The following is a 25,160-nucleotide window of genomic DNA, read 5'->3' on the forward strand; positions in this document are numbered from 1 at the left end:
CGACCGATGACAGAAGACCGCAAGCAGGCCGCGCTCGCCTATCACTCCGATCCCGCGCCCGGCAAGATCGCCATCTCGATCACAAAGCCCTGTTCCACCCAGTATGAGCTCGGCCTGGCCTACACCCCGGGCGTGGCCGAGCCGGTGCGTGCGATCGCGCGCAATCCGGAGGACGCCTACCGTTACACCGCCAAGGGCAATCTGGTCGCCGTGATCACCGACGGCAGCGCGGTGCTCGGCCTCGGCAACGTCGGCGCACTGGCGGGCAAGCCGGTGATGGAGGGCAAGGCGGTCCTGTTCAAGAAGTTCGCCGACATCGATGTGTTCGACATAGAGGTCGACGCTGAACGCGCGGAGGATTTTATTGACACGGTGACACGCATTGCACCCACCTTCGGCGGCATCAACCTCGAGGACATCACGGCGCCCAAGTGCTTCGTCATCGAGCAGGCGCTGCGCGAGCGGCTGGATATCCCCGTGTTCCACGACGACCAGCACGGTACCGCCGTCATCACTGCGGCAGGCCTGATCAACGCGCTGGAGCTGCAGGGAAAATCACTGCAGCAGGTGAAGATCGTCTGCCTCGGCGCCGGTGCGGCGGGTATTGCCTCGATGCGCCTGTTAACGGCGCTCGGCGTGCGCAAGGAGAACATCCGCCTAGTTGACCGCGCCGGAGTGGTGCACAGCGGCCGCGACGACATCAACGAATACAAGCGCGAGTTCGCGCTCGTCACGCCGGAGCGCACGCTGTCCGACGCCATGCGCGGCGCGGACGTGTTTATCGGCCTGTCTGGTCCCCGGCTGGTCAGTCCGGAGCAGGTCTCAATCATGGCGGATCGTCCCGTCATCTTCGCCTTGTCAAATCCAGATCCCGAGATCGATCCGGCTACCGCGCTCGCGGTACGGGACGACCTGATCATGGCAACCGGGCGCTCGGACTATCCCAACCAGGTCAATAATGTGCTGGGCTTTCCCTTCATCTTCCGCGGTGCCCTCGACGTACGCGCGACGGCGATCAGCCGCGAGATGCTCATTGCGACGGTCCATGCCCTGGCCGAGCTGACCCACGAGCCGGTGCCGCAGGAAGTGCTGACCGCATATCGACTCGACGCCCTGTCGTTTGGACCGCAGTACATCATTCCCAAACCCCTCGATCCGCGCCTCATCGATCGCATACCGCCGGCCGTGGCGCAGGCCGCCGTACTCTCGGGTGTCGCCCGCCGGGGATACCCCGAGTTTTACCCGCGCATCGCCCAGGAGGTGGTCGAGGAACGTGTCACGGTGAGTGAGTGCTGACTCAATAAACAGGCTTGCATGCCGATCTTAAACCTGCCGGCGACAGCGCCGGAGCAGTAAATTTGCTACCGTGCGGCCACCGCGGGTACGGGCGGCCAGCAGCGCACGGTGATCCTGCAGCGCAAGGCGAAACTCTGGAGTCGCCATGAGCAAGATCACTATCATCGGTGCCGGTCGGGTGGGTGAATCCACGGCGCAGATACTGTCCCAGAGCGAGCTGGTCCATGAGATCGTATTGATGGACATCCGCGATGGCGTCGCACGCGGTACCGCTCTCGATATCCAGGAATCCGCACTACTGTTCGGTTTTGATACGCGAGTCACCGGCGACGAGAGTCCTGAAGCGATGGCCGGTTCGGATCTGGTGGTGGTCACCGCCGGAATGCCGCGCAAACCTGGCATGTCGCGCTCGGACGTGCTGATGACGAACGTCAAGGTGGTCGAGGGCATCATCGCCGATATTGCCCGCCACGCGCCCGACGCAATCGTCATAATGGTAACCAACCCGGTCGATGTTCTCACCCACATCGCCTGGAGCCGCAGCGGATGGGATCGCGCCCGTGTGTTCGGTCTCTCCGGTGTGCTGGATTCCGCACGCATGGCGAGCTTTATCGCCATGGAGACCGGCTTGTCTATCAAGGACGTCACAGCGCTGGTGCTGGGTGGACACGGCGACGCGATGGTGCCGATGCCGCGCTACACCACCATCAACGGTATCCCGCTTGATCATTTCCTCGACCAAGGCAGGATCAATGCCATTGTGGAGCGCACGCGTAATGGCGGGGCGGAGATCCTGGCCCTCAAGAAGACCAGCAGCGCCAACGACTCTCCGGCCGCCGCAGTCGCCGTCATGCTCGATGCCGTGTGCAATGACCGCATGCGGATACTGCCCTGCGTGGCGGTGCTCGACGGGGAATATGGGATGCATGATATCTCCATCGGTGTGCCGGTGGTTCTGGGACGGCGGGGAGTGGAGCGAGTCGTGGAGTTACCGCTCAGCGACGAAGAGCGCCGGCAGTTCATTCATTCCGTGGAAATGGTGCGCAGGGATCTCGTGTCCTTATCCTGAGGCGAAGGGCTGGGCTGTTTGACGTGATTCACCCGTGCCATGAGTCCGTTTCTGTCAAGCGGGCAGACAGGCATATGTATCGGCGGTGGTATCAGAACAACTGTTCCGGCGCCAGCGGTGCCGTAGTCCCTTGGGTGTCGCCACCGGCTGCGGTGGGTATCGAGCCGGCGTATTGTCGTGGCGCATTGTCGGTGAAGAAGGTTTCGAAAATCCCGTTCGACTGACTGCTCCTGGCGAGCAGGCCGCTGGCCGGATCGATACGTACCGTCACTAGACCCGGCGGCCGGTCCAGCGGATGTTCCGGAGTCCCGCGCAGAGCCTCGCGCATGAAGGCGATCCACATCGGCAACGCGGCGCGCCCCCCGGTTTCACCATTGCCGAGCGCCTGTGGCTTGTCGAAGCCGACCCAGCTGACGGCCACTATGTCAGAAGTGAAGCCGACGAACCATGCGTCGCGCTGGTCGTTTGTCGTGCCGGTTTTTCCTGCAATATCTCCGCGCCCGAGCTGTTTCGCGCGCACGCCGGTGCCGATCTGGACCACGTCGCGCATCATTGAAGTCATCAGATAGGCGTTCTGCGCTGAGATCGTCCGTTTGGCATGGTTGAATTCCGGCAAGGATGTCGTGTCATGGGCAGGTGCAATCACGAGCTCAGCGGGTTCTGCTTCGTCCTCTGGCGTATCTTCGCACTCCAGGCAGACACGGTCGGGAACCGTCCGGGATATAACCTCCTCGTTCGCCCCGACAATGCGATCGATGAAATAAGGCTGGACTCGATGGCCGCCGTTGGCGAAAACCGCGTATCCAGCGGCCAGCTGCAATGGTGTGACCGAGGCGCTGCCGAGTGCGAGCGAGAGATTACGCGGGATATCACTGGCCTGAAAGCCGAAGCGGGTCAGGTAATCGAGGCAGTAGTCGATGCCTATTGAGCGCAGCAGGCGAATCGAAACGAGATTGCGTGAATTCACCAGCGCTACCCGCAGCCTGGTGGGGCCGAAGAATTCTCCGGTATAGTTTTCCGGTCGCCAGGCGCTTTCCAGGGCCGGATCATCGAAGACTACTGGTGCGTCGTTAATCAGCGTCGCTGGCGTAAAACCTTTTTCCAGCGCAGCGGAATAGAGGAACGGCTTGAAACTGGAGCCCGGCTGGCGCAGGGCCTGCGTGACGCGATTGAACTTGCTGCGCTGGAAATCGAATCCGCCCACGAGCGTGGTGACGGCACCGTCTTCTGGATCCAGTGAGACCAATGCGCCCTGTGCCGCGGGAATCTGCGCCAAATGCCAGCCGTCGGGGGTAGATGCGATGCGCACGATGTCTCCGATGCGGACCACATCGGCGGCAGACTGCGGGATCGCGCCGCGCCGGTTTTCGCTGATGTAAGGCTGTGCCCACGACAGGCCTTCCCAGGCGATGTCGACATTCTTTCCATCGGCCAGTTTCACGGTGATCCCCTGTTCCACCACCCGCGCGACGAGCGCGGGTATCAGTCCGCCGACCTCTTCATGACTGCGCAGTGCCGCGGTCCATGCAGGTTCGTCAGAGAGCTGGGCGAGGTTGATGCGGCCCTCGGCCCCGCGGAAACCGTGGCGACGATCGTAGGCTAGCAGGGCGGCGCGCAGCGAGTCGGTAGCGGCCTGCTGCAGGCGCGAATCCAGCGTCGTATAGATCTTAAACCCGGAAGTGTAGGCGGCTTGTTCTCCGTAGCGCTCGATCATGGCTGCACGAACCACCTCGGCGAGATAATCGGCCTCGACCTCCATCGACGCGCCGTGGAGCTTCGCATCGTCGGGGGCCTGCGCGGCCTGTGCGTACCCGGCGGCGTCGATATAGCCGAGTTCGCGCATGCGCCGCAGTACATAGTTGCGGCGCGCTATGGCATGTTCCGGATCCGCCAGCGGATTGTAACGCGAAGGTGCCTTCGGAAGGCCGGCGATCATTGCGATCTGGGCGAGTGACAGGTTCGCAACGCTCGCTCCATAGTAGGTGTGGGCGGCCGCCGCGACGCCGTAGGCGCGGTTGCCGAGATATATCTTGTTGAGATAGAGCTCCAGGATTTCCTCCTTGGGAAGCTCCTTGTCTATTTTCAGAGCCAGGAAGATCTCGCTGAGCTTGCGCAGATAGGTCTTCTCGCTGGTCAGGAAGAAGTTGCGCGCCACCTGCATGGTGATTGTGCTTCCCCCCTGGGATTTTTCCCCCGTACGCGCCAGGTTCAACGCAGCGCGCAGAATGCCCTGGTAGTCGACGCCTGGATGCTCGAAGAAGCGGTCGTCCTCGGCCGCGAGGATCGCCTTGATCATGAGTTGCGGCGTCTCCTCGTACCGGATCGGCGTACGTTTCTGTTCGCCGAATTCGGCTATAAGTCGGCCGTCTCGGGTATAAACTCGCATGGGCACCTGTAGCCGGATGTCTTGCAGCGCCTCTATGGGCGGCAGATTGGGTGCAATAACCAGGTAACTGACGGCCAGGCCGAGGGCGCCAAGCAGTGCCGTTCCGCCAATGCCAAGCAGGCCGGCGAGGAGTAGTTTGCGCGGGTAAGTCATAATCGCGTCGGGAAATGAGAATGGCGACCAGTTAACAAAAATACGGGCTAGAGTATAAAACTTTTTACCGTCGCGGACGATAACATGCGTTGTAAGACCTGTGCTTGTTGTCAATTATTACCTTAAAACCTATAGTTGCACGTTGGGACGAAACCAATGAACAGGGATCTGCGTACCCGAGGACGGGTTGAGGGAAGCCACCATGTTTCAGCTTTTCAATAGGACGGCGTCGCCCCTCATCGGGCTCGACATCAGTTCCACTTCGGTGAAACTGCTCGAGCTGGGACAAAGCGGCAATCGCTATCGGGTGGAAAGCTACGCGGTGGTGCCTCTCCCCCAGAATGCTGTCGAAGAGAAGAACATCTCCGATGTCGAAGCCGTGGGCGCCGCGATCAAGCGTGCGGTGAGCCGCGCCGGCACGCGTACCAAAAACGCGGCCGTTGCCGTGGCCGGTTCGGCGGTGATCACCAAGGTGATTAACATGCCGGCCAACTTGTCCGACGATGAGCTGGCCGACCAGATCCAGCTTGAGGCTGACCAGTACATCCCTTATCCGAGGGAAGAGGTGAACCTCGATTTCGAGGTGATGGGCCCATCCGATAAGCAGGAGGGCACGGTCGACGTCCTGCTTGCCGCCTCCCGCAGCGAAAACGTGGACGTACGTGTGGCTGCCCTGGAACTGGGAGGGCTCAACGCCAGGATCGTGGATGTTGAGGCATTTGCCATGGAGTCGGCATTCTCCCTTCTCGCCAGCCAATTGCCCGATAACGGCGTTGGCAAGACCATCGCCGTCATCGACGTGGGAGCAACCATGACGACGCTGAGCGTGTCTCACGACTTCAAGGTTATATACACCCGCGAGCAGGTGTTCGGCGGCAAGCAACTGACCGACGAGATCATGCGCCGCTATGGCCTGTCTTATGAGGAGGCGGGTCTGGCCAAGAAGCAGGGCGGCCTGCCCGACAACTACGAACCCGAAGTTCTGCAGCCGTTCAAGGAAGCGATGGCACAGCAGGTGAGCCGTTCACTGCAGTTTTTCTTTTCGTCCAGCCAGCACAATTCGGTCGATCATATCGTCCTGGCGGGCGGCTGCGCAGCAATTCCCGGCGTGGATGCGCTGATTGAGGACAAGATCGGGATAACCGCATCGGTAGCAAACCCCTTTGCCGACATGTCGTTGACCTCACGCATCAACCCTGAGGCGATCCGGTCCGACGCCTCCTCGCTGATGATAGCGTGCGGCCTGGCCATGAGGAGGTTTTCCGAGCGATGACCTGCATCAATCTTTTACCGTGGCGCGAAATTCGGCGCAAAGAGCAGCAGCGGCAGTTCTTCTCCGTCGCTGCCGGCGCAGCTGTGCTGATGGGCCTGATCGTGTTCTATATCCACATCCACGTCGGCGGCATGATCGAGCTGCAGTCCACGCGCAACAAATTCCTCGAGGATGAGATCGTCAAGGTAGAGGCAAAGATCGTCGAGATCAAGACTATCGAGGCCAAGAAGGAACAGCTGCTCGCGCGCATGAATATCATTCAGCAGCTCCAGACGCGCCGCCCCGCCATCGTCCACGTATTCGACGAGCTGGCCAAGGCGGTACCCAGCGGCATGTACCTGACCAACATATCCCAGCAGGGAAAACTGCTGGTGATCGAAGGGGTCGCGCAATCCAACGCCAGGGTGTCGGCGTTCATGCGCAACCTCGATGCCTCGGACTGGTTCACCAGCCCCCGGCTCGAGGTGATCGAGGCGGACAGTAAAGATCTGGCCCGGACCAGCCACTTCAAGCTTGCAGTCAGCCAGGTCGCGTCCGAAGGCGATGCGGAGGCAGCGGAGACCGCCAATACGGAAACCAAGAAGGATCCGAAGCAGTCAGCTCCGAAAAAAGCCGCAAAACCCAACAAGGCGAAGAAATAAGTCATGAATCTCAAGATTGATCTTGCCCAGCTGCGCAACATCGATTTCAACGATGTGAGCCGCTGGCCGATGTCCATGAAGGCGGTTGCGGTCGCATTCATCAGCGTGGCCGTGCTCGGAGCGGGCCTGTGGCTGGACACCCGGCGCCAGCTGGATACCCTTGAGTCAATCCGTCAGAAGGAGAAGACGCTTAAGGCCGATTTCCTGGGAAAACAGGAAAAAGCCGCCAACCTGGATGCCTACAAGGCTCAGATGGAGGAAATGAGGCGCTCTTTCGGTGCCATGCTGCGCCAACTGCCCAGCAAGACCGAGGTCGCCGAACTGCTGGTAGACATCTCCCAGACCGGGCTGCAGACGGGGCTCGAATTCGAGCTGTTCAAGCCCGAAGGCGAGCGGCCAGCGGATTTTTATGCCGAACTGCCGATAACCATCAAGGTGGCCGGCAGTTATCACGAATTCGGGCAATTCGTCAGCGATATCGCCACGTTGCCTCGCATCGTCACGTTGCAGGATTTTTCCATCGGACCGATGAGCCAGAAGTCGGGTAGCAAGAGCCAGGGCGGCAAGAACGCCCAGGACAAGAAGGCAGAGAACGCCAGCCAGGACATGCTGATGATGGAAGTGACCGCTAAGACCTTCCGTTACCTGGAAGAGGAAGAACTGCTGGACGAGGAGGGCGGGGCGTCATGACTTGCCCGCGTATGCGTGAAAGCAAGCGTCGACGCCTGCTGAATGGAACGACGGCAGCGCTGCTCTGCTGTATGCTTGCGGCCTGCAGCGACAGCGGGATGTCTGATCTGCGCCAGTTCGTGGATGATGCAAAGATGAAGAAGGGGCGGGTAGAATCCTTGCCGGAGTTCAAGCCGGTGGAGACCTTTGCCTACAGCGGCGAGAAGATGAAAGATCCTTTCGCCACCTGGAAATCGGACGCCAAGCTCGCCGCGCAGGACAGCGGCGCCTTGCAGAGCATCCGTCCTGACATCACCCGGCGCAAGGAGATTTTGGAAAATTTCCCCTTGGATACGCTTCGCATGATGGGAACATTCGACTATCGGGACGGAAAGTGGGGGTTGGTGAAGGCTCCCGATGGGATCATCTATAAAGTAAGAGAAGGGCACCATCTCGGACAGAATTACGGCAAGGTCATCAGTGTGCAGGAAAAGAATATCATGCTGACCGAGGTTGTGCCGGACGGACTGGGGGGGTGGGAGGAGCGAGAGGCTTCCCTGGGTATCAGTACGGAATGATCCCGCAATGGAGGGTCGCGGTTATGGTTGCCAGGGGTTTGGTTTGTGAACGGGAATGGATAAGAGCGATGATGCCTAGATCTGCATTTCGGATAACGATACTGCCCACGGCCTTGGCGCTGGTGTTGAGCGCCTTGATGTCGTCATTTGCTGCTGCCGCGGAGAATGCGCCGGCTCACCGGCTCGAGGCGGTCGACTTTTCGGCGCTGCCCGGCAACCGGGTGCAGATCAAGCTGTCCCTCTCCGGCGTGACGCCTCCGCCCGAGCTGCTCAGCTTCACCATAGATAACCCGGCGCGCATCGCCTTTGATCTCCAGGATACCGGGAGCATCGTGCCAAAGCAGAAGAGCGTAGGTGTCGGAGTCGTGCGCAGCATCAATACGGTTGAGTCACGCGGCCGGACCCGCCTGGTGCTGAACCTCGACAGGCTTGTGCAATATGAAACTCGCACGGAGGGCAGTGCGATCTTTATCACATTGAACTCCTCGGTCGCCGAGAGCGTCGCGATGGCGGGAAGTAGTCAGGCGCAAGAGGCGGACCATGCTATCACAAGGGTGGACTTCAACCGTGGCAAGCTGGGCGAGGGTCGGCTGGTGATCTCCCTGTCTGACGCCTCCATCCCCGTGAATGTGGATGAGGCATCGGGAAAGATCGTGGTGGATTTCCTCGGGGCGCGCCTGCCGAAGGAGCTCGAACGCCGCATGGACGTGACCGATTTTGCGACCCCGGTGCTCCGCGTCGACAGTTTTACTTCCGGCAGCAACATCCGCATGGTGATCGAGGCTAACGGTAAGTTTGAGCATCTGGCATACCAGACGGACAAGCAGTTCACCCTCGAAGTGAAGCCAGTAACTGAGGCTGAGCAGCAGGCGGCGGAGAAAAAGGAGTTTACCGGCGAGCACCTCTCGCTGAACTTCCAGGATATCGAAATCCGCGCAGTGCTGCAGATCATCGCAGATTTCACCGGCATGAACATGGTCACCAGCGACGCAGTCAAGGGCAATGTGACCCTGCGCCTGCAGAACGTGCCCTGGGATCAGGCTCTGGATATCGTCCTGAAGAGCAAGGGCCTTGCGATGCGCCAGATGGGCAATGTGATCCTGGTTGCTCCGGCGGAAGAGATTGCCGCTCGCGAAAAGCAGGAATTCGAGTCGCAGAAGCAGGTCTCCGAGCTGGCACCGCTGTACTCCGACCTGATCCAGGTCAACTATGCCAAGGCGTCCGATATTGCCGTGCTGCTCAAGGCAAAGGAAAATTCGATGCTTTCCGAGCGCGGCAATGTCACCGTCGACGATCGCACCAACTCCCTGCTGATCCGCGATACGGCCGACAAACTGGTGGATATCCGCAAGCTGGTCAACAAACTCGACATCCCGGTGCGCCAGGTGCTGATCGAGTCGCGCATCGTGATCGCCAACGACGATTTCAGCCGTGACCTCGGCATGCGGGTCGGTTTCAGCGGCGCGCGCGAGCACGACGGAAACGGTCTGATCGGTGTTTCCGGCTCCCTCAGCGGCACTGACACCATGGTGGGAAGCGCGCCGCTGCCGGTTACAACACCGGTTCTGAGCGACCGCCTCAACGTGAATCTGCCCGTCAGCAATCCGACCGGCCAGATCGCGCTCGCGGTGCTGAATTCCAATTACCTGGTGGATCTCGAGCTGTCTGCCATGCAGGCCGAGGGACGCGGCGAGGTGATCTCCAGCCCGCGCGTCATCACCTCCAACCAGAATGAGGCGAGCATCGAGCAGGGCACCGAGATTCCTTACACGACAGCGTCTTCCAGTGGAGCGACCACGGTGGAATTCAAGAAGGCCGTACTGGGACTGAAGGTGAAGCCGCACATCACTCCGGACGACCGCATCATCATGGATCTGACGGTCTCCAAGGACAGCGTTGGGCAGGTTTTCCAGAACGTGCCCAGCGTGGACACGCGCTCGGTAGAAACCCAGGTCCTGGTCGACAACGGCGAGACCGTAGTGCTGGGTGGCATCTACGAGCAGACCCGCGCCGACGAGATGGACAAGGTGCCATTTTTTGGTGATCTGCCCCTGGTCGGCGTCCTGTTCCGCCAGTCGCGCCATATCAATGACAACAGTGAGCTGCTCATCTTCGTGACGCCGAAGATACTCAAGGACAGCCTTGCGGTGCGCTGACAGGAAAACCGACATGAGATACATGGAATCATTACGGGGAAGGATGAGGCTGGTTAACGGCGGTCATCGTGTTGGAGCGATGACGGCCAATTCTACGGGAAGCGCAGCAATGTGGAACAGTGTGGGCAAGGCAGTCATCGTGTTGATGATGCTGATTCTGGCGGGGTGTAATGAAGACAATGCATTCTTCGATACCACCGGGACGGGTACCGATACGGAGACATCCGCAGAGAGCATCACGATGCTGGCCAGTTCGCCCCAGCTGGGCTCAAGCGGCAGTGTCTCGGTGACCATCACAGCCATCGTCAAGGACGGTCTCAACAATCTGCTGGCGGCTGTCCCGGTGGTGTTTACCGCCGACAGCGGCTCGCTTTCGGTCATCCAGTCCATCACGGATGATTCCGGTCAAGCCATAGCCACGCTGGATCCGGGCGGCGATTTCACCAACCGGACTATCACCGTTACCGCCACCACCGGCAACCTCAGCGAGGCTGTGGATGTGAACGTGACTGGCACCAGCATGGCGATCAGCGGGGAAAACTCGGCGACGCTGGGCGATACCACCAGCCTGATTATTACCCTGACCGATTCTGACGGGGATCCGATCTCCGGAAAGACCGTAACAGTGGACTCCAGTCTGGGTAATACACTGAGTGCAGCCAGTTTGACTACAAGTTCAATCGGCCAGGCCACGGTCAATGTCACGGCGGTCAACGCGGGTGCCGATGTGATTACCGTATCTTCCCAGGGAGCGACGTCAACTCATACCCTCGCCATCTCCGGGGATCAGTTCCAGATGACAGCGCCTGCCGCGAACGCCGATATCAATCTCGGCGCCTGCCAGTCGATCCAGGTCAGCTGGCAGCAGAACGGCAGCCCGGTCAGCGGCAGTGCGGTGAGCTTCTCCGCCACGCGTGGCAATCTCTTTTCTGACGCGGGCTGTACTGTCGCGGCCACGTCCTCCAATACCAACGGCAGCGGTGTGGCAACCCTGTTCATCTCGTCGACAAATGCGGGTCCGTCGACTTTGACCGCCTTCGTCTCCGGAGGGCCGACGACAAGCCGTTCGGTCAATTTCGTCGCGACGACGCCGGCGACAATCGCGTTGCAGGCCAGCCCCGCCTCGATCGGCCCCAATGACGGCTCACAGACCACCCAGCAGCAGTCGACCATCACGGCCGTCGTACGCGACGCGAGCAACAATCTGGTCAAGGGCAAGGTGATCCGCTTCTCAATCGTCGAGGACAACAGCGGCGGCACCTTGACCACGGCGACCGCGACCACTGATGACCTGGGCCGGGCTTCCACGACCTATGTCTCCTCGGCCGCGACCACCGCCCAGAACGGGGTAATAATTCGAGCCACCGTGGATGAGAACACTGCGATCAATACTACGGTATCGTTGACTGTGTCCCAGAGCGCCCTTTTCGTGCGCCTCGGCACCGGTAACAGCATTGAGCAGCTGGGAGAGACCCAGTACGACAAGAAATATACCGTGATGGTCACCGATGCCGGCGGTAACGCGGTGGCAGGGGCCAGCATCGACATTGCGCTCAATCCCGATGGATATGCCAAAGGATTTTACGTCGACAACGCGGGACGATGACCCCTATTATGGGACTATCATGCCCCGGAGGTTTCCAGAATGCCTTGATCCGGGTGAGGACAAGAATAAGAACGGAATTCTCGATACTGGCGAAGACACCAATGGTAACAGCCAGCTGACGCCAGGTAATGTGGTTGCTGTTCCTTCAAACGTTTCGACCGGGACCGACGGCACGTTTGAATTCGACGTTAGGTACGCTGAAACTTACGCCAACTGGGTGCGGGTGCAACTGACCGCCAGCACTTCGGTCTCCGGCACGGAGTCCATCGACAGCGTGATGTTCTGGCTGCCCGCCTCGGCCGCGGATATGGATGACTCCACTGAGGCACCGCCAGGCGGATTTGCGGACAGCCCCTTTGGCGCCAGCGCCTCGTGCTTGGATGCCCTGTAATTCATCCACGCATAGTCAATACACTGCACGATCAGGGACAGGCGAAACGCCTGTCCCTTTTTTATTTTGTTTCCGCCACTTATCTGCGGTCCCATTGTGTTGATGGGAATTCTCCGCCACCATAGGCAGCATGATGAAATCCCGGGATAACGTCTTCCTGATCGGCCCCATGGGTTCAGGCAAAACCACCATCGGCCGTCATCTGGCCAAGGCCCTCAAGCTTGAATTTGTTGACAGCGACCATGCCATAGAGCAGCGCACCGGAGCGGATATCCCGTGGATCTTCGATATCGAGGGTGAGCAGGGGTTCCGCCGGAGAGAACGCTCAGTCATCGAAGAGCTGACCCGTCGGCACGGTATCGTGCTGGCGACCGGCGGGGGAGCGGTGATCGACCCGCTCAATCGCGCCGACCTGGCGGCGCATGGCGTCGTGGTGTTCCTGAGTGCATCGGTGGACAAGATCCTGAGCCGGACGGCCAAGTCGCAGAACCGACCACTCCTGCAAACCGAGGATCCTCGCTCCCGTGTAAAAGAACTTCTGACCGCACGCGACCCCCTCTACCGCGAAATCGCGGATATAATCGTCGAAACGGATAAGCGGGGGGTTAAAAGCACGGTTGACCTTATCCTGCAGCAGATCCGCCGTGATGCCGGCAAGTCTGTGAAGGGCAAGTCTCCACCGGCAGGCAGGTCCCGAAACCGCAGGCAAGAAATACCGACGTGATGAAAACGCTGACCGTAGAGCTCGGTGAGAGGAGTTATCCGATCTATATAGGACCGGGCCTGCTTGGTCGCGCGGAGCTGCTCACCAGGCATATAAAATCGCGCCAGGTTTTGGTGGTCACGAACCAGATCGTGGCCCCGCTCTATCTTGAGACGGTGCGCGCCACCCTCGAAGGATACCGGCACGAGACGATCGTGTTGCCGGACGGCGAAGAGTACAAGTGTATGGCGACGTTGATGCAAATATTCGACGCCCTGCTCGGCGCCCGTTTCGACCGCGGCGTGACCCTGATCGCGCTCGGAGGCGGGGTGATCGGCGATATCACCGGTTTCGCAGCCGCCTGCTACCAGCGCGGCGTGCCCTTTATCCAGATTCCGACCACACTGCTGGCCCAGGTGGACTCCTCGGTGGGGGGCAAGACCGGGGTCAATCACCCGCTGGGCAAGAACATGATTGGGGCATTCCACCAGCCGCAGTGCGTTGTCGCCGACACCGACGTGCTGAATACTCTGAACGAGCGTGAGCTGCGCGCCGGCATCGCCGAGATCATCAAGTACGGACTGATATGCGACGCAGAGTTTTTCCTCTGGCTGGAATCAAACATCGACAGGCTGTCGGCCAGCGAACCGGAGGCGCTGGCCTTCGCTGTGGAGCGCTCCTGCCGTGACAAGGCCGCGGTCGTCGCCGCAGACGAGAGGGAAAGCGGGATCCGTGCGCTGCTCAACTTCGGTCACACCTTCGGCCACGCGATCGAGACCGGGATGGGGTATGGCGCATGGCTGCACGGCGAGGCGGTCGCGGCAGGCATGTGCGCCGCCGCCGAACTGTCCGCGCGTGAAGGTCTGCTCGCGCCGGCTGACGCACGGCGCGCCGCAGAACTGATCGCGCGCGCCGGATTGCCGGTGCGATTGCCCCGCGAGATCGATCCGGACAGGTTCCTGGAGCTGATGGCAGTTGACAAGAAGGTGCAGGCCGGGAAATTGAGGTTGATCCTGCTGAAGTCGATCGGCGCGGCGGTGGTGACGGGGCAGTTTGAGCTTGCGAAACTCAGGGATTCCATCGAAGCGAGCGGGGAAGGGGCGTGATGTCGTGAGCGGGCTCCAGGGCGGGATGCGGCGAATCCATGGGCGTTGACGCGCAGGACGGTCTCGCCCCGTACGCCACCCGCGCCGCGAATTCGCGCGGCCGCCGCCAACCTGAACCCGCGCCAGAATACCGCTCGGAGTACCAGCGCGATCGCGATCGCATCGTACATTCCTCCGCGTTCCGCCGCCTGGAATACAAGACCCAGGTGTTCGTCAACCATGAGGGCGACATGTTCCGCACGCGCCTTACCCATTCGATCGAGGTGGCGCAGATCGGACGCGCGGTCGCCCGCGCCCTGCAGCTCAATGAGGATCTGACCGAGGCCATCGCGCTGGCCCACGACCTGGGTCACACGCCGTTCGGCCACGCCGGCCAGGACGCGCTCAATCATTGCATGAAGGACTTCGGCGGTTTCGAGCATAACCTGCAGACGCTGCGCGTCGTCGACGAGCTGGAGGAAAGGTACGCCGAGTTCAACGGACTCAATCTGACCTACGAGACCCGCGAGGGCATACTGAAACACTGTTCGCCCAAAAACGCGGCCACAATGGGTGAGCTCGGCGAGCGTTTCCTCAGCAAGCAGCAACCCAGCCTGGAAGCACAGCTCGCGAACCTGGCCGACGAGATTGCCTATAACAATCATGATGTGGACGACGGCCTGCGGGCCGGCCTGATCACCGTCGAACAGCTGGCCGGAATCCGTCTCTTCAGCGAACAGTATGTCCGCGTTAACGCCGCCCATCCCGGCATAGGCCCCCGCCGCATGGTCCATGAGGTGGTGCGCCGGATGATCAACCGTCAGGTCAGTGACCTGGTGGAGACCACCCGCCGGCGGATCGCGGAGTCCGGCGTCACTTCGCTGGACGAGGTGCGTGCCCAGGCCGTACCCCTGATCGGATTCAGCACGCAGATGGCGGAATGGAATCTCGAGTTGAAGCAGTTCCTGCGCCTCCAGCTCTACCGCCACTACCGTGTCAGGCGCATGAGCAGCAAGGCCGACCGTATAATGAAGGCCTTGTTCGGCGCGTTCATGGACGATATCCAGGTGCTACCCCCTGAATATCAGCAGAAGGCGGGCGAATCCGAGCGGGCGGCGGGTGTTGCGGGCAGGGCGCGGGTGGTGGCAGACTACATCGCCGGCATGACCGATCGGTACGCGATTGGGGAATACGAGCGGCTGTTCGACCCCGCGCATTTGACCTAGTCGGGTCCGGCGGGGCACGCCGGCCGCGGTCGAGTCTCGAGGGTATGGTACAGCGCATTCATGCATATATACCTGCAGAAACCTCAGGAAGAGGATAAACCGCCGCGCTACTATCACCTTCTCTTGCAGCAGGATTTACTGGGGGGCTGGTCATTGATCAGGGAATGGGGCTATCAGGGATCCTCCGGTCGGGTGAAACGCGACCATCACGCAACGCGTGAACAGGCCGAGGCGGCGTTGATGACCGCGCGCGACGACCAGCTCCGGCGCGGCTACCGCGTGGTGTTCATTGAAGGTGAACGGCAGCGGACATGAATGTCCACGCGGACCTGGGCGATCCTCTTGAGGCCGTGGACGATGGGGGGCTGGAGCGCGATGCGTTCGAGGCCCGATACGACGATCACGCGTATTTCGACGAGGCGGTGCGGGCGAAGCGCCTCAACCTGCTGTTCCACCTCGTTCCGTACAGCGATGTTCTGCTCGTTACCGGGGAGCCGGGCAGCGGCAAAACAAGTATCCTGCAGCGCCTGCTCCTGGGCGCCAACGACAACTGGCGTATCTGCCATTTCCAGGCCTCCGCCGAGATCGACGGGGCACGCCTTCTCGGTATCCTTCACAAGGAATTTTCGCTCCGTCCGGACGGCAGCGGTGACGACGGGCAGCGGTTGCGTTTGCTGCGGGAAAGTCTCTACTCCTTGCGCCACAGCGCCCTGATCCCGGTGCTCGTCATCGACGACGCACATCAGCTGACCCAGTCGGCGCTCACCATGCTGGCCACCCTGACCGAACCGTGGCAGTCGACAGACAGGCTGCTCAGCGTGGTGTTGTTCGGCGAACCGGAGATCAGCAAGCGCCTGGTCGCCCCAGGGCTCGAGGAGCTGCGCGCGCGCGTCGGACATTCCTTCGATATTCCGCCGCTGAGCGAGGAGGACACCGGCAGGTACATTCTCCACCGTCTGCGCGCCGCCGGGATCAAGGGGGAGGGGCCGTTCACGGATTCCGTGGTCAGGTTCATCCATGTGGCGTCGCGCGGGCTTCCAGGGCGCATCAATGAATTCGCGCGCGTGGTGCTGCAGAACAACGAAGCGAAGATGACGCGCGCGGATTTTCCCTCATCTTCGGGCTCGCGCCGCGGCATCTATCTGAAGTACGGGGCCGCAGCCGTGCTGGTATCACTCGCCGTGATCGGCCTGTTGTATCAGGACCGCCTGGCGGTGCTGTCGCGAGTATTCCAGGATACGGAATCACTGCCGCCTGAACACAGGGATGCGCCGGGTGTTGCATCCTCCCCGGTCGTGAGTCCGCAGGATGTGATGGCGCCGCCGCCCGCGGCCGGGTCACCGACGGCCGTAGCGGGACTCCCGGATTCTGGTGGCGGAGAGTCTGCACCGGCGTCATCCGAGACCACAGTCAGCGGCATTGCCCCGGCGACAGAAGGACCCTCGATCGCCGCGGCTGTGTCAGGGCAGGTGTCCGGAGGGGAGGCGGCCGAGGCACCGGTTTCCGATGCGGCCGCAACACCGGCGCCAGGAGCGCCTGTTGAGGAGCCGGGTGTGGAGGAACGGTCGCCTGTGGAGGAGACGATTGCGGTGGAGGCTTCAGGCGCGGCAGATGAACCTTCCCCCGCCGCTGAGTCCCAGGTCGCGGGGCCCCGAGACGAGGCCTGGCTTCTGGAGCAGGACCCCGCCGCATACACCCTCCAGCTGCTGGTCGCAACTCGCGAACAATGCCTCGCGTATGTGAAACGCTTCGGCCTGAGCGACGCCGCCGCCATATACCCGGCACGCTCATCAGGTCAGGTCTGGTCATCCCTGGTGTATGGCGTCTTCCCCACCGAGGTGGATGCGGTTGATGCAGGAAAAGCCATTTCAGAACAAGATGTTAAAGTTACTCCTTGGGTGCGTAAGCTGGGGGTGATACAGGACAGGATACGCGCCTTTCACGCCACCACGGCACCTGCGCCCGTCCCCGCGGCGCCCGCACTTATTAAAGGAATGACCGCCCCTGGCGAGATCCCGCGCGAGGACTGGCTGCTGGGACAGCCGCCCGGGTTGTATACGCTGCAGCTTGTCTCCGGCAAGGAGGCGAATGTCATGGCATATATCAAGCGCCATGGATTGCAGGACAAGGTGGCCTTGTATCAGCCGCCGGACGGTCCCGGCCGGCTCACCGTCACCTACGGGGTTTATACAAACCGTACCGAGGCCACGCAGGCGGCGGAGGAGCTCGCCACCCGGTTGCCCGATCTCAAGCCGTGGATCCGGCCGCTGAGTGAGGTCCACGCCGTCATTTCCCGCAGCGGACCCGCGGCCGTACCCGCACCATAAGCCTTTCACCTCAGATAATCAGTGGCTTATCCGCCCCGGCGGCAGTCCGCCGAGGTATCGGTTTATTGAAGGGCCGGGGGTGGACGAGTATAATTTTCTCCCTTGCGTCATGCTCATGTGTCTCGTGAGTGGAAATGCGCTGGTGAACGGGACACGGTCAATCCTTGCCGGCGAGCGGTGCGGCCTTGGCCGCGCCGGTTTCTGCCGCCCGGTCGCGGGCGGAGTCGGGATCCTCGGTGTGACTGGGTGCTCGGGGTGTGGTGGTTCCGTTCAATGCCGGGCGGGCCGACCGCACGGCAGGCGCGTCGGCGGGTGAGCGAGACACACAACAGTCGAGTCTGGAAGAACATGCACAACGAGAGTATGCAACACAGTAGGCCGCAGAAGCAGGGCCTGTACGATCCGCGCAACGAGCATGACGCGTGCGGCGTCGGCTTCATCGCCCATATCAAGGGACGCAAGAGCCACGCCATCGTGCGTCAGGGTCTGCAGATCCTGGAGAATCTGACCCACCGCGGCGCCGTCGGCGCCGATCCTCTGGCTGGCGACGGCGCCGGCATCCTGATCCAGATACCGGACGCATTCCTGCGCGCCGAGTGCGCCGCGCGCGGCGTCACCCTTCCGCCGGCGGGCAACTACGGCGTCGGCATGATCTTCCTGCCGCGCGACGCGAAGACGCGAGCCGCCTGCGAGGCGCTGATCGAACAAACGGTCGCCGCGGAAGGGCAGCGTGTGCTCGGCTGGCGCGATGTTCCCACCGACAACAGCTGCTTCGGAGCCAGCGTGCGCGCGGTCGAGCCGTATGTGCGCCAGGTCTTCGTCGGACGCGGCCACGCCACCTCCGACAATACGGTGTTCGAGCGCAAGCTGTTCGTCATCCGCAAGGTGGTGGAGAATGCCGTACGCACCTCGGGCTGGAGCGACTGTGGCCGCTTCTATATCCCGTCACTTTCCTGCCGCACCCTGGTCTACAAGGGCATGCTGCTGGCGAACCAGGTGGATGCCTATTACAAGGATCTCGGCGATGACCGCCTGGTCTCGGCGCTGGCCCTGGTGCATCAGCGCTTCTCCACCAACACCTTTCCGTCGTGGGACCTCGCGCATCCATTCCGCATGATCGCTCACAACGGCGAGATCAACACGCTGCGCGGAAACATCAACTGGATGGCGGCGCGCCGGCATTCGATGTCATCGGAGCTCCTGGGAGATGATCTCAGGAAGCTGTGGCCGCTGATCGTCGAGGGTCAATCCGATTCCGCCTGCTTCGACAACGCGCTGGAGCTTCTCGTCGCCGGAGGCTACCCCATCGCCCACGCCATGATGATGCTGGTGCCCGAGGCGTGGGTCGGCAACCCGCTGATGGAGGAGAAGCGCCGCGCCTTCTATGAATACCACGCCGCCCTGATGGAGCCGTGGGACGGCCCCGCCGCACTGGCGTTCACCGACGGCCGCCAGATCGGCGCGACGCTCGACCGCAACGGCCTGCGTCCGGCGCGTTACCTGATCACCGATGACGACCTGGTGGTCATGGCATCGGAGATGGGCGTGCTGCATATACCGCAGGCGAAGATCGTGAAGAAGTGGCGCCTGCAGCCAGGCAAGATGTTCCTCATCGACATGGAACAGGGGCGCATCATCGACGACGCCGAGCTCAAGACCGCGCTCGCCGACGCGCATCCCTACCAGCAGTGGCTCGACCGCACCCAGGTAATGCTCAACAATCTCCCGCTGCACGCGCATGCGATGCGCACGCCGGAGCGCGATACCCTGCTCGACCGCCAGCAGGCTTTTGGCTACACGCAGGAGGACGTCAAGTTCCTCATGGCGCCCATGGCGGTGACCGGACAGGAGGCCGTGGGATCGATGGGCGCGGACAATCCGATCGCGGTGCTGTCGCGCAAGCCGAAACCTCTGTTCAACTACTTCAAGCAGAATTTCGCCCAGGTGACGAATCCGCCGATCGACTCCATCCGCGAGGAGCTGGTCATGTCGCTGGTCTCGCTGATCGGGCCGCGGCCCAACCTGCTCGCACTCGACACCGCCGGCACGCACATGCGGCTCGAGGTGCATCAACCGGTGCTCACCAATGAGGATCTCGAACGCATCCGCGCCATCCACGAGCACACGAACGGCGTGTTCCGTACGCGCACGCTGGATATCTGCTATGACGCCGCGCAGGGTGCGGAGGGCATGGAGTCCGCTCTGGCGCGCCTGTGCGACGAGGCGAGGCAGGCTGTGGAGGACAGGCACAACATCCTGATCCTGTCCGACCGCGCGGTTGACTGTGATCATATCGCCATCCCGGCCCTGCTCGCCGTCTCGGCGGCGCACCATCACCTGGTGCGGGCCGGGCTGCGCACGGAATGCGGCCTGGTGGTCGAGACCGGTGCCGCGCGCGAGGTGCATCACTTCGCGCTGCTCGCCGGCTACGGTGCCGAGGCCATCAACCCCTATCTCGCCTTCGAGACGCTCACCGCGATGTGCGAGCATCCCTCGATCAGGGAGACGCCGGACGACGCGCACGCGCATTTCATCAAGGCGATCGGGAAAGGGCTGCTCAAGGTGATGTCGAAGATGGGCATCTCCACGTATCAGTCCTACTGTGGCGCGCAGATCTTCGATGCGGTGGGGCTCGCGAGCGGTTTCGTCGACAAATATTTCACCGGCACCGCATCCATGATCGAGGGGATCGGGTTGCGCGAAGTGGCAGAGGAATCGGTGCGCTGGCACCGCGATGCCTACGGCGACGCCCCCGTCTACCGCAACGCGCTCGATGTCGGAGGGGACTACGCCTACCGCATCCGCGGCGAGGATCATGCCTGGACGCCCGACTCGATCGCCAAGCTTCAGCACGCGGCGCGCGCCAACAGCTACCAGACCTACCAGGAGTTCGCCCAGCAGATCAACAGGCAGGAAGAGCGCCTGCTGACGCTGCGCGGCCTGTTCGACTTCAAGTTCGACGCCCAGCCCGTTCCGATTGAGGAAGTCGAGCCGGCGAAGGAGATCGTCAAGCGCTTCGCCACCGGCGCCATGTCATTCGGCTCAATTTCGCGCGAAGCGCACACCACGCTCGCCATCGCGATGAACCGCATCGGCGGCAAGTCGAACACCGGCGAGGGCGGCGAGGAGTCCGAGCGCTTCAAGCCGCTGCCGAACGGCGATTCCATGCGCTCGGCGATCAAGCAGGTGGCCTCCGGCCGTTTCGGCGTCACCACCGAGTACCTGGTCAACGCCGATGACCTGCAGATCAAGATCTCGCAGGGCGCCAAGCCCGGCGAGGGCGGCCAGCTGCCCGGCCACAAGGTGGACAAGGTGATCGCACGCGTGCGCCACTCGACGCCGGGTGTCGGTCTCATCTCACCTCCGCCGCACCACGACATCTATTCGATCGAGGACCTGGCGCAGCTGATCCACGATCTCAAGAACGTCAACCCGCGGGCGCGCATCAGCGTCAAGCTGGTGTCCGAAGTTGGTGTCGGCACGGTGGCGGCGGGCGTCTCCAAGGCGCATGCCGACCACGTCACCATCGCCGGCCACGACGGCGGCACCGGTGCGAGCCCGCTCACCTCGATCAAGCACGCCGGCCTGCCGTGGGAGATCGGGCTCGCCGAGACGCACCAGACCCTGGTGTTGAACCGCCTGCGCGGCCGCATCGCGGTGCAGGTCGACGGCGGCATACGCACCGGCCGCGACGTGGTGATCGGCGCGCTGCTCGGCGCCGACGAATTCGGCTTCGCCACCGCGCCGCTCATCGTCGAAGGCTGCATCATGATGCGCAAATGCCACCTCAACACCTGCCCGGTCGGCGTCGCGACGCAGGATCCGGTGCTGCGCAAGCGTTTCACCGGCAAGCCCGAGCATGTGGTGAATTACTTCTTCATGGTCGCCGAGGAGATGCGCACGCTGATGGCGCAGCTCGGCTTCCGCCGCGTAGACGAGATGATCGGCCGCTCCGACCGCCTCGACACGCGCAAGGCAGTCACGCACTGGAAGGCGCGCGGTCTGGATTTCTCGCGCGTCCTCCACCGGCCCGAGGCCCCGGCCGGCGTGGCGATCTACAACTGCGAGACCCAGCAGCACGGTCTCGAGAATGCGCTCGACCACATGCTGATCGCGCAGGCGAAACCGGCGCTCGAGCATGGGAAGCCGGTCCGCATCGAGACGGCGATAGGGAACACCAACCGCACCTTCGGCGCCATGCTGTCCGGCCGCGTCGCCGAGCGCTACGGCCACACGGGCCTGCCCGACGACACCATCAGCATCACCGCGCGCGGAACGGCCGGACAGAGCTTCGGCGCCTGGCTCGCGCGCGGCGTCAGCATCGACCTGATCGGCGAGGCGAACGACTACGTCGGCAAGGGGTTGTCGGGCGGACGCATCGTCGTGCGGCCGGCCGCGGACTGCCCGATCGTACCCGAGGAGAACATCATCATCGGCAATACGGTGCTGTATGGCGCGATCAGCGGCGAGTGCTATTTCCGCGGCGTCGCCGGCGAGCGCTTCGCGGTGCGCAATTCCGGCGCCGTGGCGGTAGTCGAGGGCGTGGGCGACCACGGCTGCGAATACATGACCGGCGGCATCGTGGCGGTGCTGGGTCAGACCGGCCGCAATTTCGCCGCCGGCATGAGCGGGGGCATCGCCTATGTGTTCGACGAGACGGGTGATTTCGAGAGCCGCTGCAACCTGATGATGGTGGAACTCGAGCCCGTCAAGGAAGAGGACGATGCGCTGGAGCAGACCGAACATCAGGGCGGCGACCTCGAGACCCACGGCCGGGTCGAGATTTTCCACGACATGTCGCGTTTCGACGCCAGGCGCCTGCGCGGCCTCATCGAGCAGCATCTGCACTACACCGGAAGCGAACGCGCGCGCCGCATCCTGGAGCGCTGGAGCGATTACCTGCCGCGTTTCGTCAAGGTTATGCCGGTCGATTATCGCAAGGCGCTCGAGCAGATGAAGGCGGAACAGTTGGCCGCGGCCGGTGTGGCCGCCCCGATGGCCAGGGGAGGTCGCTGAGTCATGGGCAAGCCGACCGGATTCCTCGATTACGAGCGCAAGGATCGCAAGTATGCGCCGGTAGAGCAGCGCATCAAGCACTATTCGGAGTTCTTCGTTCCGCTCACCGAACCGGACCTTGCCCAGCAAGGCGCGCGTTGCATGGATTGCGGCATCCCGTTCTGTCATCAGGGCTGCCCGGTCAACAACATCATTCCGGACTGGAACGATCTCGTCTACCGCGCCGAGTGGCGCGAGGCGCTCGAGGTGCTGCACTCGACCAACAACTTCCCTGAATTCACCGGGCGGATCTGCCCGGCGCCGTGCGAAGAGGCGTGCACGCTCAACATCAACGACAACCCGGTGACGATCAAGACCATCGAGTGCGCCATCGTCGACAAGGGCTGGGAGCAGGGCTGGATCCGACCGCAGCCTGCCGCGCGCCCGACAGGCAAAAAGGTGGCGGTGGTCGGCTCCGGTCCCGCCGGTCTCGCCGGCGCGCAGCAGCTGGCGCGCGCCGGCCATTCCGTCACCGTATTCGAGAAACAGGACCGCGTCGGCGGCCTGCTGCGCTATGGCATCCCGGATTTCAAGATGGAAAAGAACCTGATCGACCGCCGCGCCGAGCAGATGCGGCAGGAGGGCGTGATCTTCCGCACCGGCGTCCACGTCGGGCGTGACCTGCCCGCTGCCCGCCTGCTCGACGAGTTCGATGCCGTGATGCTGACCGGCGGCGCCGAGCAGCCGCGCGACCTGCCGGTGCCGGGGCGCGAACTCGACGGCGTGCACTTCGCCATGCACTTCCTCGAGCAGCAGAACCGGCGCAACGCGGGCGATGCGATCCCGGCCGGGCAGGCGATCAGCGCCAGGGACAAGCACGTCATCGTCATCGGCGGCGGCGATACCGGCTCCGACTGCATCGGCACCTCGATCCGCCAGGGCGCACGCTCGGTGACACAGATCGAGATACTGCCGAAGCCGCCGGAGACGCCGGACAAGGGCACGATCTGGCCGTACTGGCCGAACCGGCTGCGCACCTCGAGCTCGCAGGCGGAGGGCGTCGCGCGCGACTGGTGCGTGGCGACCAGGGAACTGCGTGGCGTGGGCGGCAAGGTGAAGACACTGCTCGCGATCCGCGTCGACTGGCAGCAGGACGCGCAGGGTCGCTGGCAGATGAAGGAATTGCCGGAGCAGACGCTGGAGATGAAGGCGGATCTGGTGCTGCTCGCGATGGGTTTCGTCCATCCCGTGCACGCCGGCCTGCTGGAGGAGCTCGGCGTGACGCGTGATGCGCGCGGCAACGTGATGGCTGACACGGAACAATACCAGACATCGATCCCCAGGGTATTCGCCGCCGGCGACATGCGGCGCGGACAATCGCTCGTGGTATGGGCGATCCGCGAGGGGCGTCAGGCCGCCCATGCCGTCGACAAGTTCCTGATGGGGCGCACCGAACTGCCGCGCTGAGCCGCGGCTCCATACGGAAACAGACCGCGGCAGCAACCGTTGCCGCATGCGCGCGGGGAGGATGTACGTCTTGCAGGAACTGAAGAACGACCGATTTCTACGCGCCCTGCTGCGCGAGCCGGTGGACGTCACACCGGTGTGGATGATGCGGCAGGCCGGGCGCTATCTGCCCGAGTACCGTTCCACGCGCGAGCGCGCCGGCGATTTCATGACCCTGTGCCGCACGCCGGAGCTCGCCTGCGAGGTGACGCTGCAGCCGCTCGAGCGCTACCCGCTCGACGCCGCCATTCTGTTTTCCGACATCCTGACCGTGCCCGATGCGATGGGACTCGGCCTGCACTTCACCCAGGGTGAGGGTCCGCGCTTCGAGCGCCCGGTGCAAAGCGCGGCCGACATCGACGCGCTCCCCGTGCCCGATCCGGAGGATGAATTGGGCTACGTCATGGATGCGGTGCGCCTGATCCGGCGCGAGCTTGCGGGGCGCGTACCGCTGATCGGATTCTCGGGCAGCCCGTGGACGCTCGCCACCTACATGGTGGAGGGCGGCACCAGCAAGGAATTCGCCCGGGTGAAAGGCATGATGTATGCGCAGCCTGCGCTGATGCACCGCCTGCTGGGCAAGCTCGCCGCGGCTGTCACCGCATACCTCAACGCCCAGGTCCGCGCCGGCGCGCAGGCGCTGATGCTGTTCGACACCTGGGGCGGCGTACTGACCACGCGCGACTATCTCGAATTCTCCCTCGCCTACATGACGCGCATCATCACGGGGCTGATGCGCGAGCATGAGGGCAGGCGCGTGCCTGTCATCCTGTTCAGCAAGGGCGGCGCGCAGTGGTTCGAGGCGATGGCGGAAAGCGGCGCGGATGCTCTCGGCGTCGACTGGACCGTGGACATCGGCACGGTGCGCCGCCGGGTCGGCAGCCGCGTCGCGCTGCAGGGCAACATGGACCCGTGCGCACTCTACGCCCAGCGGGATCGCATCCGCGCCGAAGTCGACAGCATCCTCGCCAGCTACGGCGCGGGCAACGGCCATGTCTTCAACCTCGGCCACGGCATCCACCCGCATGTGGATCCCACCTGCGTGCGCGTCTTCATCGAGGCCGTGCACGAGCTCAGCGCGCGCTTCCACGCGTAACCTC

Annotated in this window: 18 protein-coding genes; 17 read left to right on the forward strand and 1 reads right to left on the reverse strand. The window is 62.7% G+C overall.

Annotation, left to right across the window (positions count from 1 at the left end):
• Window positions 1–6 precede the first annotated feature (6 nt).
• Both IPK65_13825 and mdh read left to right on the forward strand, forming a co-directional pair.
• The gene (locus tag IPK65_13825; protein MBK8164164.1) at window positions 7–1,296 is read left to right on the forward strand and encodes a malate dehydrogenase; all 1,290 of its coding nucleotides are present in this window, start codon (window positions 7–9) and stop codon (window positions 1,294–1,296) included.
• Window positions 1,297–1,441: 145 nt separating this feature from the next.
• Window positions 1,442–2,365, forward strand: a complete 924-nt coding sequence (gene mdh / locus IPK65_13830) for a malate dehydrogenase (protein MBK8164165.1) — start codon at window positions 1,442–1,444, stop codon at window positions 2,363–2,365.
• Window positions 2,366–2,456: 91 nt separating this feature from the next.
• Here mdh and IPK65_13835 read toward each other — a convergent pair whose 3' ends face one another.
• Window positions 2,457–4,904: a penicillin-binding protein 1A gene (locus IPK65_13835; protein ID MBK8164166.1), complete on the reverse strand. Its 2,448-nt coding sequence runs from the start codon at window positions 4,902–4,904 to the stop codon at window positions 2,457–2,459.
• Window positions 4,905–5,106: 202 nt separating this feature from the next.
• On the opposite strand from IPK65_13835, the gene IPK65_13840 reads away from it, so the two are divergent.
• The 15 genes from IPK65_13840 (at window position 5,107) to hemE (ending at window position 25,156) form a co-directional block, all read left to right on the forward strand.
• Complete coding sequence (locus IPK65_13840) at window positions 5,107–6,177, forward strand: pilus assembly protein PilM (GenBank protein MBK8164167.1); 1,071 nt, start codon at window positions 5,107–5,109, stop codon at window positions 6,175–6,177.
• Window positions 6,174–6,818, forward strand: coding sequence for a PilN domain-containing protein (locus IPK65_13845; protein ID MBK8164168.1), 645 nt, complete (start codon window positions 6,174–6,176; stop codon window positions 6,816–6,818). Before IPK65_13840 ends, IPK65_13845 begins: the two co-directional genes overlap by 4 nt.
• Before the next feature lie 3 nt (window positions 6,819–6,821).
• Window positions 6,822–7,508 carry a type 4a pilus biogenesis protein PilO gene (locus IPK65_13850; protein MBK8164169.1) on the forward strand — a complete coding sequence of 229 codons (687 nt, stop codon included), beginning with the start codon at window positions 6,822–6,824 and terminating at the stop codon, window positions 7,506–7,508.
• Between the two features lie 11 nt (window positions 7,509–7,519).
• Complete coding sequence (locus IPK65_13855; GenBank protein MBK8164170.1) at window positions 7,520–8,065, forward strand: pilus assembly protein PilP; 546 nt, start codon at window positions 7,520–7,522, stop codon at window positions 8,063–8,065.
• 23 nt (window positions 8,066–8,088) lie between these two features.
• The gene (pilQ, locus tag IPK65_13860) at window positions 8,089–10,221 is read left to right on the forward strand and encodes a type IV pilus secretin PilQ (protein ID MBK8164171.1); all 2,133 of its coding nucleotides are present in this window, start codon (window positions 8,089–8,091) and stop codon (window positions 10,219–10,221) included.
• A gap of 13 nt (window positions 10,222–10,234) precedes the next feature.
• Window positions 10,235–11,827 carry an Ig-like domain-containing protein gene (locus tag IPK65_13865; protein MBK8164172.1) on the forward strand — a complete coding sequence of 531 codons (1,593 nt, stop codon included), beginning with the start codon at window positions 10,235–10,237 and terminating at the stop codon, window positions 11,825–11,827.
• Window positions 11,828–11,846: 19 nt separating this feature from the next.
• Window positions 11,847–12,218, forward strand: coding sequence for a hypothetical protein (locus IPK65_13870; GenBank protein ID MBK8164173.1), 372 nt, complete (start codon window positions 11,847–11,849; stop codon window positions 12,216–12,218).
• Window positions 12,219–12,351: 133 nt separating this feature from the next.
• Window positions 12,352–12,942, forward strand: a complete 591-nt coding sequence (aroK, locus tag IPK65_13875; protein ID MBK8164174.1) for a shikimate kinase AroK — start codon at window positions 12,352–12,354, stop codon at window positions 12,940–12,942.
• Window positions 12,942–14,027, forward strand: a complete 1,086-nt coding sequence (gene aroB / locus IPK65_13880) for a 3-dehydroquinate synthase (protein MBK8164175.1) — start codon at window positions 12,942–12,944, stop codon at window positions 14,025–14,027. Before aroK ends, aroB begins: the two co-directional genes overlap by 1 nt.
• A gap of 38 nt (window positions 14,028–14,065) precedes the next feature.
• Window positions 14,066–15,232, forward strand: a complete 1,167-nt coding sequence (locus tag IPK65_13885; protein ID MBK8164176.1) for a deoxyguanosinetriphosphate triphosphohydrolase — start codon at window positions 14,066–14,068, stop codon at window positions 15,230–15,232.
• Window positions 15,233–15,292: 60 nt separating this feature from the next.
• Window positions 15,293–15,547, forward strand: coding sequence for a WGR domain-containing protein (locus tag IPK65_13890; protein ID MBK8164177.1), 255 nt, complete (start codon window positions 15,293–15,295; stop codon window positions 15,545–15,547).
• The gene (locus IPK65_13895; protein ID MBK8164178.1) at window positions 15,544–17,559 is read left to right on the forward strand and encodes an AAA family ATPase; all 2,016 of its coding nucleotides are present in this window, start codon (window positions 15,544–15,546) and stop codon (window positions 17,557–17,559) included. The genes IPK65_13890 and IPK65_13895 overlap by 4 nt, the downstream gene beginning before the upstream one ends.
• A gap of 348 nt (window positions 17,560–17,907) precedes the next feature.
• On the forward strand, window positions 17,908–22,575 hold the full coding sequence (gene gltB / locus IPK65_13900) for a glutamate synthase large subunit (protein MBK8164179.1): 4,668 nt from the start codon (window positions 17,908–17,910) through the stop codon (window positions 22,573–22,575).
• A 3-nt stretch (window positions 22,576–22,578) separates the two neighbouring features.
• On the forward strand, window positions 22,579–24,021 hold the full coding sequence (locus IPK65_13905) for a glutamate synthase subunit beta (protein ID MBK8164180.1): 1,443 nt from the start codon (window positions 22,579–22,581) through the stop codon (window positions 24,019–24,021).
• A 70-nt stretch (window positions 24,022–24,091) separates the two neighbouring features.
• Window positions 24,092–25,156, forward strand: coding sequence for a uroporphyrinogen decarboxylase (gene hemE, locus IPK65_13910; GenBank protein ID MBK8164181.1), 1,065 nt, complete (start codon window positions 24,092–24,094; stop codon window positions 25,154–25,156).
• The last annotated feature ends 4 nt before the right edge of the window (window positions 25,157–25,160 follow it).

This window comes from Gammaproteobacteria bacterium (assembly GCA_016712635.1).
Taxonomy (GTDB): Bacteria; Pseudomonadota; Gammaproteobacteria; order SZUA-140; family SZUA-140; genus JADJWH01.